At 33.5% G+C, this 468-nt stretch carries 1 protein-coding gene; it reads left to right on the top strand.

Going from position 1 to position 468, the window contains the following annotated elements; translation table 11 throughout:
• On the top strand, window positions 1-468 hold a 468-nt coding region (locus tag E3E36_RS11800; protein ID WP_167895569.1), incomplete at both ends, for a glycosyltransferase family 4 protein.

The raw sequence follows: 468 nt of genomic DNA, 5'->3' as shown, positions 1-468 counted from the left end.
GAAGAAATCAATAAAGCAGATAAAGTAGTGGTGGCAAGCAGTTTCACTAAAAGCACTTTAGTATGGGCAGGGCATGATGTATCAAAAATTATTATTAATCCCTATGGTGTAAGCAGTACTGAATTCAAGCCCATTGAAAGTAAAGCAATTGATAAATTGAAGTTTGTTTTTGTGGGGTTGGTAGATGCACGAAAAGGCATTCCTTTATTGTTAAAAGTATGGAAACAATTAACTGTAAGTAATGCCGAATTATATTTGATAGGACCCATTTCAAAGGAAACAATAGCTATTAGTCAAAAAGAAGTACCTAATGTATATATTAAAGGAAAGATACCTTTTAGTGAACTTAAAAAAACTTTAAACGAATATGATGTAATGGTTTTTCCAAGTTTTTTTGAAGGCTTCGGGTTGGTTATTCTGGAAGCAATGGCAGCAGGATTGCCTGTAATTACTACTGATGCTACAGCA

The organism is Thermococcus sp. M36, assembly GCF_012027355.1.
In the GTDB taxonomy this organism is placed as follows: domain Archaea; phylum Methanobacteriota_B; class Thermococci; order Thermococcales; family Thermococcaceae; genus Thermococcus.
Note: the sequence above shows the minus strand (reverse complement) of the source record. Positions and strands in the feature narration are given on the sequence as shown.